The 10,127-nt window shown below is 52.8% G+C and carries 10 protein-coding genes and 1 tRNA gene; 5 read left to right on the plus strand and 6 right to left on the minus strand.

Going from position 1 to position 10,127, the window contains the following annotated elements; translation table 11 throughout:
• Window positions 1-313, minus strand: a 313-nt coding sequence (locus KB557_RS06220) for a phage holin family protein (protein WP_255132373.1), incomplete at its 3' end; no start/stop codon positions are given.
• 4 nt (window positions 314-317) lie between these two features.
• Window positions 318-740: a glycine zipper domain-containing protein gene (locus KB557_RS06225; protein WP_255132375.1), complete on the minus strand. Its 423-nt coding sequence runs from the start codon at window positions 738-740 to the stop codon at window positions 318-320.
• 136 nt (window positions 741-876) lie between these two features.
• Between KB557_RS06225 and smc the strand changes: the two genes are divergently transcribed.
• Both smc and KB557_RS06235 read left to right on the plus strand, forming a co-directional pair.
• A complete protein-coding gene (smc, locus tag KB557_RS06230) occupies window positions 877-4,482 on the plus strand; it encodes a chromosome segregation protein SMC (RefSeq protein WP_255132377.1) in 3,606 nt (1,201 codons plus the stop codon).
• A gap of 19 nt (window positions 4,483-4,501) precedes the next feature.
• On the plus strand, window positions 4,502-5,584 hold the full coding sequence (locus KB557_RS06235) for a PRC-barrel domain-containing protein (RefSeq protein ID WP_255132380.1): 1,083 nt from the start codon (window positions 4,502-4,504) through the stop codon (window positions 5,582-5,584).
• Between the two features lie 3 nt (window positions 5,585-5,587).
• On the opposite strand, the gene msrB is transcribed toward KB557_RS06235, so the two are convergent.
• From msrB to KB557_RS06250, 3 genes are all read right to left on the minus strand, one after another.
• Window positions 5,588-5,971 (minus strand): peptide-methionine (R)-S-oxide reductase MsrB, encoded by a 384-nt coding sequence (gene msrB / locus KB557_RS06240; RefSeq protein WP_255132382.1) that lies wholly within the window; start codon window positions 5,969-5,971, stop codon window positions 5,588-5,590.
• Window positions 5,972-6,005: 34 nt separating this feature from the next.
• Complete coding sequence (locus KB557_RS06245; RefSeq protein ID WP_255132384.1) at window positions 6,006-7,325, minus strand: glycosyl transferase; 1,320 nt, start codon at window positions 7,323-7,325, stop codon at window positions 6,006-6,008.
• A tRNA-Leu gene (locus tag KB557_RS06250) sits at window positions 7,287-7,368 on the minus strand. The genes KB557_RS06245 and KB557_RS06250 overlap by 39 nt, the downstream gene beginning before the upstream one ends.
• A 97-nt stretch (window positions 7,369-7,465) precedes the next feature.
• Between KB557_RS06250 and accC the strand changes: the two genes are divergently transcribed.
• The gene (gene accC, locus KB557_RS06255; RefSeq protein WP_255132386.1) at window positions 7,466-8,842 is read left to right on the plus strand and encodes an acetyl-CoA carboxylase biotin carboxylase subunit; all 1,377 of its coding nucleotides are present in this window, start codon (window positions 7,466-7,468) and stop codon (window positions 8,840-8,842) included.
• On the opposite strand, the gene KB557_RS06260 is transcribed toward accC, so the two are convergent.
• Window positions 8,805-9,125, minus strand: a complete 321-nt coding sequence (locus tag KB557_RS06260) for a YggT family protein (protein ID WP_255132388.1) — start codon at window positions 9,123-9,125, stop codon at window positions 8,805-8,807. The genes accC and KB557_RS06260 overlap by 38 nt on opposite strands.
• A 76-nt stretch (window positions 9,126-9,201) precedes the next feature.
• Here KB557_RS06260 and psbX point away from each other — a divergent pair, with 76 nt between their 5' ends.
• Window positions 9,202-9,324: a photosystem II reaction center X protein gene (gene psbX / locus KB557_RS06265; protein WP_255132390.1), complete on the plus strand. Its 123-nt coding sequence runs from the start codon at window positions 9,202-9,204 to the stop codon at window positions 9,322-9,324.
• Between the two features lie 82 nt (window positions 9,325-9,406).
• On the plus strand, window positions 9,407-10,127 hold a 721-nt coding region (locus KB557_RS06270; protein ID WP_255132392.1), incomplete at its 3' end, for a Ycf66 family protein.

Genomic DNA, 10,127 nt, shown 5'->3' on the forward strand with positions numbered 1-10,127 from the left:
GCCCCTTCAGTAGTTGTCCGCCAATGCGCAGAAGCAAGCCAGCCAGCAGCAGATCAGCTGCCCCAATGATTAAAAAGGCGGCTAACCAGGAAAGTTTCCAGCTCTGCACAAGCCATAAAGCCAGAGCGCCATGGCCCACCAAAAGTGCACCGCTCAGCAGCACTAAAGCCGTAGTAATAACGAGCCCTCCCACGATCAGGCGGCGTTTTTCGCGATCTGCCTCCTGCAGGGCAATACGCACATGTAGATCAAAAACCGATGTAACTAAAGAAGCAAATTTTGAGCTGGTGCTGCGGGGGGTGGAACTGGCCATACCCCTAGCGCCTGCGGCTGCTTAAAAGCAGGCCGGCAAGAAGACCAACACCTGCCGCAATGCCAAGGGCTAATAAAGGCCTTTCCCGCACAGGTTGTTCAAGCTTTGGCCGCAAGTTGGCATTTAGATCATCCAGCAGCTGCTCCAACTGTTCTTCCAGTGGTTGCAAACTGTCGCCAATACGACGGCCCTGCTCCCCTGCCACCTCCATAAATTCCAAAAGTTGTGCCTGGATAACGCTGGCGGTGCGTCCGGTTTGGTCTGAAATCAGCAACACCACTTCATCAAAACTGCCACGAGTGTTGGCGAGGGTGTCGTGGGTGAGCTGCGGCCATTGTTTTTGAATCGCTGGTAGCAATTCAGCAAACCGTTCCCGAAAAAGTTCTCCCACTTGGCCTACAGCAGTTACTGGGTTGGAACTGTCCATATCAATTCGCAATTGTTAAAAGCAACCTATCTGGCTTGGCGCCACTTGGCAGCATTGGCTGGTTCCCCTTGTGCAGTTGAAGAGATTTGCTAGCGTAAATCTAATTCTGTTTCGGGGCAAAGCCGCCGCTGTCCTGTTGGTATATATCAATCAGGTAAGCCTCACTCATTTCAAATCTTTTGGCGGTTCGGTAACCATTCCGCTTGATACCGGTTTCACTGTTGTAACAGGGCCGAATGGATCGGGTAAGAGCAATATTTTAGATGGAATTCTTTTTTGTCTTGGCCTATCAAATAGCCGTGGTATGCGGGCAGAACGGCTGCCGGATTTGATAAACAACGGCGTAATACGTGAAGGCAAAGCGGCAGAAGCGTCGGTTTCTGTGCGCTTTGATCTACAGGATTGGCAGCCGGATGAAGCGGAAGCAGGCCTTGAGCCCCCTAGTGAGGGCCCTTGGATTAAGCCAGGCCAAAAGGAATGGAGTGTTACTCGTCGCTTGCGGGTGGCAGCCGGCGGTACATACAGCAGTAGTTACAGCGCCGATGGTGTGAGTTGCAACCTGCAGCAACTGCAAACCCAGCTGCGGCGTTTACGGGTGGATCCCGATGGCAGCAACGTAGTGATGCAGGGGGATGTAACCCGAATTGTGTCGATGGGTGCAAAAGATCGCCGCGGCATAATCGACGAACTGGCAGGTGTTGCCCTCTTTGATAGCCGCATCGATCAGGCCCGAGGCAAGCTTGAAGAGGTGCAGGAGCGGGAAGAGCGTTGCCGCATTGTTGAAGGTGAACTTCAAGCCTCCCGCAACCGCCTTGAGCGGGATTGCCAAAGGGCCCGTTTATACCAAGAACTGCGCCTTAAGTTGCAACTTGGCAGGCAGCAAGAACAGGTGCTGCAGGTGGAGCATTCCCGCCTTCAATTGCAGAAGCTCGAGCAGCAACATTGCCAAATACAACAATCTGAGATTCAAGAGCGGGATGCAATTCAGGCGGGAGAAATAGAAATTGCAGCTGCGGCAACAGGCCTCGAAAAATTGCAACTGGAGGTGAAATCCCTCGGCGAAGATCAACTATTGGCGGTGCAAGGCCAACTAGCTGAATTAGATGCCGCTGGCAGGGAAAGGCAACGGCGTGTTGAGTGGCATCAACAGGAATCCAGCCAGATTCAGCAGCAACGCCATCAATTGCTACAAGAGCGTGGGGGATTGCTAGATCAAAAGCGCCAGCTGGAAGCTGCTGATCAAGGTCAAGAACGCCTGCAAGCTCAGGCCGATTGTTTGAATGCCGAGGCGGCGGTAGAACTTTCTCGGCGCCGTTTGGGGGAGGTGGCGGGAAGATCCGGCAGTTGGCTAGAGGAGCAGCAGCAGCTCAGCCGCCGCCGCCAAGAGCTGCTGGCTGAGTTAACCCCGCTGCAATCTGAGCAGTTACAGCTGGATGAACGTTGCCGCCAAGATCGAGAAAGATTGCTTGAACAAGAGCAGCAACTCGGGCAGGAACGCCAAGGTAGTGATGTTGCAAAACAACAACTTGAGTTGCTGCAACAACAACTTGAGCAGCTTTTGCAAGAAGCACACAAACAACGCAACAGCACCCAAAGCCTCGCTGAAGCCCTTTCCCTGCAGCAACGCACCCGCCAGCGATTGGAACAGGAACAACAGCAACTTGAGCGGGAGATCGCTCGCCAAGACAGTCGCCGCGAAACCCTGCAAGAAAGCCGCGGCACCGGCGCCCTACGGGTGCTATTGGAAGCTGGCCTAGAGGGCATCCACGGTTCTGTAGCTCAGCTGGGTGAGGTGGAAGAGCAATTTCGCCTCGCCCTTGAGGTGGCCGCGGGTGGCCGCCTGAGCCAGGTGGTGGTATCAGACGATCGCATCGCTGCCCGGGCAATTGAACTGCTCAAACAAAAACGAGCCGGCAGGCTTACTTTTCTACCTTTAAATAAAATTCGTAGTAATTCCAATTCGAGTTTTAGCTCCACTGCCCTTGAGAGGGGAAACCCGATCGCTGCAAGTGCTGGTTGCCTTGGCAGAGCCCTCGAGTTGCTGCGTTTTGAACCTGTTTATAGCGAGGTGTTTCGCTACGTATTTGGTGAAACGCTTGTTTACAAAGACCTGGAATCAGCCCGCCGCGAGTTGGGCCGCAGCCGCATCGTTACCCTCGATGGTGAACTGCTTGAACGCAGTGGTGCAATCACCGGCGGCAGCCAGCAGCAGCGCAGTGGCGGCCTCAGTTTCGGGCGTGCAAGTGAAGGGGATGAAGCGGAACCATTGCGCCGCCGTTTGCTTGAACTTGGCGAAACCCTGTTGGCATCAAGGCGGAAGGAGCAGGAGTTAACGGCAAACCTGGAATTGCTGCATACCTCCCTCGCTAATCAACGCTCCCAACAGGCGGCCTTGGAGGCGGAACTGGCGGCAGCAAAAAGATCCCATGGTCCCCAATTGAGCCGCGAAAATCAGCTGCAACAACGCCTATTGCAATTGCGCTCCGCAATTAATAAAGATGCTGAGCGGCTACTGCAACTAAGCGCTATCAAGGCGCCCTTAGAGAAGGAAAGAGCAGCAATCGAAGCGGCAGAAGCCAGCGCCGGCGAACAACAAGATGGCGCCCGTTGGCGTGTTTTGCAGCAGGAATTGGAGCAGGCCGACAACTCCCTGCGTATTGCGAGGGAAGAGAAAGACGCCTTGGAGGCACGTCAGAGGGAATCCGGTCTGCAGCTGGCAAGGCTGCAAAGCCAGCTAGAGGCCCTAATTACGAACGAGCAGCGCATCCAAGAGGCAGCAGCCGCGCTTAGCTCCGAGGTGCAGGAATTGCGCCAGCAGCAGCTTGTGGATCAAACCCGGCGCTTGGCCTTTGAAACTGAGCAGCAGGAATTACAAACCCGTTTTGGTGAACAACGCCGCGCCCGCGATCAAGCAGAAGCCCAGTTGGCGGGTTTACGCCAACAACAACAACAGCATCAATGGGAATTGCAACGCTTGGCCGAACAACTTCAAGCGCTGCAGGAAGAGCAGCGCAATCTCAGCTTGCGCCTAAATCAATTGGAGCTGGCACTACCTGATCCGCTGCCAGAGATACCCGAGGAGCTGCGGCATGCGGGCCTTGAGGCTTTGCAGGAACAACTGAAGGTGGTGCAGCAACGCATGGAGGCCCTTGAACCGGTAAACATGCTTGCCCTTGAGGAACTAGAGCAACTGGAGGCGCGGCTTGCTGAATTAGCGGAGCGCCTGGCTGTGCTCGCTAGTGAACGGATGGAATTGTTGCTGCGGGTGGAAACTGTTGCCACCTTGAGGCAAGAGGCGTTTATGGAGGCTTTTCGAGCTGTAGATGGTCATTTTCGTGAAATTTTTGCAGGTCTTTCAGAGGGGGAAGGCCAGCTACAACTTGAAAACGAGGCAGATCCCTTGGAGGGAGGCCTCACCCTGGTGGCCCATCCCAAAGGCAAAGCGGTGAGGCGCTTGGCTTCTATGTCTGGGGGTGAAAAATCTCTCACGGCCCTTAGCTTTTTATTTGCGCTGCAGCGGTTTCGCCCCTCCCCTTTCTATGCACTCGATGAAGTGGATAGTTTTCTTGATGGTGTGAATGTGGAAAGGCTTGCCAGCTTGATCTCCACCCAAGCAGATGCAGCCCAGTTCCTAGTGGTGAGTCATCGCCGCCCAATGATTGCCGCCAGCACTCGCACCATCGGTGTAACCCAAGCCCGCGGCGCCCATACCCAAGTGGTGGGTTTACCCTCTGCAGCCTGATGGCCAATCCTGCGCCACAATGACTCGATTATCAATAGAGCCCTTGCAGGCGCCGCCACCCTCCGATTCCAATCCTGTTCCATCAGATCGCCTCTGGTTGCGATCTGAATTGATGGGCACCCAAGTGATCACCCGCGACACCGGCCGCCGCCTAGGTGTTGTGGGTGAAGTGATGGTTGATATCGATCGCCGCGAGGTGGTCGCCCTTGGTTTGCGCGATAACCCGCTTACCAGATTTCTGCCGGGGTTACCCCGTTGGATGCCCCTCGAGCAAATTCGCCAGGTGGGCGATGTGATCTTGGTGGATTCGGTTGATTCTCTTTCGGAAAAGTTCAATCCCGAACGCTTTAGCAGGGTTATTAATTCGCAGGTTATATCTGAATCTGGAGAACAATTAGGCCGCGTATTGGGATTTAGCTTTGATATCGAAACTGGCGAACTCACCACCTTGGTGATGGGGGCCGTAGGGGTGCCGCTGCTGGGGGAGGGAATCCTTAGTACCTGGGAACTAACCGTTGAAGAAATTGTAAGTTCTGGCCCTGATCGAATAATTGTTTATGAAGGTGCAGAAGAAAAGTTAAAGCAATTAAGTAGTGGATTGCTAGAAAAACTCGGTATCGGTGGTGGCAACTTAGAGCGGGAGGAGAGGGAGCGCTATCGCCTTAATATGGTGCCGGTGGAAAACCAATTGCCTGCGGCCCAGATAACTGAACAGGAGCAGCTGCGCCTTCAAGCAAATAAATCCGAACGCTTTGCTCCATCTGCATCAAGCGAAGAGCGTATTGAATACGGTTCAAGCCAAAAAATAAATCGCAACTCTGAGCAAAAATATAGCCAAGGATCAAATTCAAATTATGATCCTGATTACGAATATGTGGAATTAGAACAACGGGCGCAGCGTCGGGAGCAGCTGCAGCAGCGCAGATATTTAGATCAAGATGTTGCCGAACAGAATTCAAATCGAAATTACGATAAATATAATAAATTTAACGACTATGAAACCAGAAGGCAGCCCCTAGATGTTGATGTGGAACCCGTTGAGATCAGGCGCGAAAGCTTAGAACCAATATCTGATCCGATAGACGACGACCCCTGGGCTTAACGCTTAAATTTTCTCAAAGTTTAAGGATGCAGAATTCACGCAATAACGTTCACCCGTTGGAGCAGGGCCATCTTTAAAAACATGTCCTAAATGTGCATCGCAGTTTGCACATCGAATTTCAGTGCGTTGCATGCCGTGGCTTTGATCTGTATGAATACTGATCGCAGTTGGATTAACCCCTTGCCAGAAACTTGGCCAGCCGGTACCTGATTCAAATTTTGCATCGGATTTAAAAAGTTCTTTATCGCAGCAGATGCAACGGTATATTCCATTTTCTTTGTTATTCCAATACACACCTGAAAAGGCCCGTTCAGTTCCCCCTTCTCTAGCTACTTGATACTGCTCAGCTGTGAGCTTTGCTTTCCATTCCTCTTGGTTCAATTGCATGGCCTATCAAATTGCAAAGGTTTAGTTCTGTAATTTAAGCAATTGTTTTGTAATTTGTGGGTAGTAATTCATCTACCAACCCCGCCAGTTGAGCCACCGCCCCTGGTTTTCCCCTTAGATGCCGCAGCTCCTCAGCCATTGCCTCAAGCCGTTCAGGGTTTTCTAGCCATTGGGCGGCTTCTGCTCCAATCTCTTCTGGAGTGATCGTGCCCACCCGTTCTGGCACTACTAAGCGGCCGGCGCTGATATTTGGCCAAGCAAGGAAGCCTCTATTTCGCATACGCCATGCCGTGAGCGCTATTCCCAGTAACCATCGCAACAGTGGCAAGCGCGCCAATAAACCAAGCCAACCATCCCAAGCCTGCATCACGTGTAGGTGTTGAGTTGGAACCAGCACAAGCATTGGCACGCCCAAGGCGCCTAGTTCAGCGGTGTTTGCTCCAACAGTTGTTAAGGCAAGAGTGCATTGGCTTAGGAAATTGTGGGCCGGTTGGTTTTCAACCAGCATTATTTCAAGGCCGCTGCCTGTGATCAAGCAACGCTTCCCACTTTCACTTTCACTTTCATTGCTCAAATGCGGTGTGCTGCCTCCATAAAACCGCTGTAGAGGATTGTTTACATCTCCATATTTAATAATTTCTGCGGCAGAAGTAGTTGGTGCCACCGCTAATAAAAAACGCACTTGGGGCCGCAGTTGATGCAGGATCTCTGCGCAACGCAGCATGAAAGGCACTCCTAGCTGTAATTTTGCTCCTTTTGAGCCCGGCAGCAGGGCCACCCATTCTCCAGCCAAAAGCTCTGTTTCATTGCGGGCGGCATGGGATAAATCCGCCATTAAATCTCCCACCACCGTGCAGCGCTTTTGCCACTTGGGCTTAAGTCGCGCTGAAGCTGCTGTGCCCATAGCGGCAATGCGGTCGTTCCATTGGGGCCAGCGGGCCACCCATTCGGCGTAGGTGATGTGGCGATAGCCAAGTCGCGCTGAGAGCAGCACCGTCCAAAATTGATCGCCCCCCAGAAAAACCACTACCCCTTTTGCAGGCCAGGGGCCGTAGCGCTTGGGATTAATAAGTAGTTTCCAAAATTCTCTAGCAGGAAATACCCGTTCAAATAGCCCCATTGCGCTGGCCACTCGATGTTCAGTGGCGTTTGCATTAGGGCAGGGCACTAAAACCAGCCTCAGTGCATCAGGCCCTTGGGGCGCCAAAGGCCTTAACGGGCGAATTTTATGCAAAGCGATAGCCAAAGGCCTCACCCAAGTAGTGAGTTCCCCAGGCCCGTTGCAAACCAGAACGATGCTTCCGGTTGGATCTGATGCGGATGGCGAGACTTGAACTCGCAAGACCGAAGTCACACGCCCCTCAAACGTGCGTGTCTACCAATTCCACCACATCCGCGTGGCTTGCCGAAACGGCAAGATCGCACTTTACCAGCTGCTTCAGCTGCTGCTACTGATTCCACCACTGATAGAATCACTTGTTATAGAGGGAGGTTATGGCGATAAAGAAACTTTTAATAGCGAATCGCGGTGAAATCGCTTTAAGGATCATCCGCACCTGCCGTGAGATGGGCATAAACACGGTGGCTGTTTATAGCACCGTAGATCGCACTGCGCTGCATGTGCAGATGGCTGATGAAGCAGTTTGTGTGGGGGATCCCCCCAGCAGTAGGAGTTATTTAAATATTCCCAATATCATCGCCGCCGCCACTTCCAGGGGCGCTGATGCAATCCATCCTGGTTACGGCTTTTTGGCGGAAAACGACCGCTTTGCCGAAATCTGCAACGCCCATGGCCTTACTTTTGTTGGCCCTTCTCCTGAATCCATTCGTGAAATGGGAGATAAATCCACCGCAAAAGCCACCATGCAGCGGGTGGGGGTGCCAACAATTCCCGGTAGCGAAGGCTTACTTCAAAACCCCGAAGAGGCAGCTGAACTCGCTGAATTGATGGGCTATCCGGTAATGATTAAGGCCACCGCTGGCGGCGGCGGCAGGGGAATGCGTTTTGTGCGCAGCAGCGAAGAATTGGAATCTTTGTATAGGGCGGCCCAGGGGGAAGCGGAGGCTGCTTTTGGTAATCCAGGTTTGTATATGGAGAAGTTTATTGATCGTCCTCGGCACGTAGAAGTGCAGATCCTCGCTGATCGATTTGGGGAGGTGGTGCACCTAGGCGAACGCGATTGTTCAATTCAAAGGCGGCATCAAAAATTGCTGGAAGAAGCTCCAGGGCCGGGTTTAGATCCAATAATTCGAGCCCGAATGGGCGATGCAGCTGTGTCAGCGGCAAGATCGATTGGCTACGAAGGGGCAGGCACTGTTGAATTTCTGCTCGATGCCACCGGTCAGTTTTATTTCATGGAGATGAATACCCGCATCCAGGTGGAACACCCTGTTACCGAGGTTGTTACCGGCATTGATCTAATTGCTGAGCAACTACGAATTGCAGCAGGTGAGCCCCTACGTTTTCGACAGGAAGATATTCAGTTGCGGGGCCATGCGATCGAATGTCGCATCAATGCTGAAGATCCCCGGAATAACTTTCGGCCAGCCCCTGGCACCATTACCGGCTGGTTACCCCCCGGCGGCCCTGGAGTGCGCTTCGATAGCCACGTTTATACCGGTTACGAAATCCCCCCTTTCTACGATTCGTTAATCGGCAAACTTATTGTTTGGGGTGAAGATCGCCCTGCAGCATTACGGCGTATGCGCCGCGCCCTTTCTGAATGTGCCGTGATTGGAGTGCCAACCACGATTGAATTTCATTTAGCCCTTTTGGATCGCCCCGAATTTCAAAGGGGGGAGGTGCATACAAAATTTGTGGAGATGGAAATGCTTAAGCCAAATGCTGGGCGGAACGCAACAACTGGCTAACTAAACCCTGTTGACCCACAAGAAGTTCTCGCATCAAGCTCACCAAGCCAACCCAAATAACAGGTGTTACGTCTACGCCACCTATGGGCTGAATTAAGCGCCTGGTGGGGGCAAGCAGTGGCTCAGTTGGGATTAACACCAAGGCAACTAAGGGATTAGTGCTGTTGAGCTGTGGATACCAGCTCAGCACTATGCGTCCTAGGAATAAAAGCGTCCATGCCGCCAGCAGGATCCCAATCAGATTGTTACTGGCGTTAAGGAGAGGAAGGGGCAGTGCTGTCACAAACTTCTACGGCTTTATTGATTGATCCTAAAGAATCCCCTAATACCCGTAGGATTCGGAAATTACTGAAGGCGCCATGACCCCTTCCCTTTCAAATTTCCTTACCAGCTTGGGAGCTGGTGCCCTGATCGTTGTGGTGCCAATCACAATCGCTCTGATTTTGATTAGCCAAACCGATCGTCTTGATCGCAAGCTTTGATTTGTCTGGCATTAGTAGCAGTGGCCCCTAAACTGTTTCTACATGGGCTTTAGCTGCCCGCTCTGGGCCCCGGAGGCCATCCATGGTTAATGCCAGCCTGAATTGGGCCAGCATCGTTGGCATTGTGCTCGCGGTGGGCGGCACAATGCTCTATTTCTTGCGCAGTTTTAAGCCCGGCCTTGCCCGCGACTACGACGTATTTTTTGCGGCCGTTGGTTTGTTATGCGGCGGAATACTTTTTTTCCAGGGTTGGCGCCTCGATCCAATTCTGCAATTTGGTCAGTTTTTATTAGCGGCTACAACGGTATTTTTTGCTTACGAATCTGTGCGTTTGCGCAGTGTTACCACTGAACAAGCTCGCCGTTCCGCTTTCTTCGATGAAGATGAACCGCTGCCCTCAAGGCCTCGCATGGGTCGTAGCGAATGGGGCAATGAAGACCGCTTTGAAGACCCCCAGCCCCTGCGGCGCAAGATTCGCTCTAGAGCCGATGATATGGATGAACCAGAAGAAGAAATAGATAGGGATTTTTATCGGCCGCGGCGTCCGGAGCGTCCGGCTATTCCAGAGCGGGCCCAAAGCCGTTTTGCAGCTAGCACTGATGCCCCCCCAGAATTTGGAGCCCGCCGCCGCGAACGCGATAATCGCGAATCAAAACCCAGAGCGCAAACCAGCTCGCCTACAAGGGGTATGCCCCCCTCAGATGATCTACCTAGATCCAGCAGACGCCCTGCCCCATCTGCAAGTTCAAGCTCACCAACCCGTTCATCAAGGCCGGATGCTGCTGCAGCCATCAGTGAAGCGG

The sequence above is a fragment of the Synechococcus sp. Cruz CV12-2-Slac-r genome (assembly GCF_024346075.1).
Taxonomy (GTDB): Bacteria; Cyanobacteriota; Cyanobacteriia; order PCC-6307; family Cyanobiaceae; genus Synechococcus_D.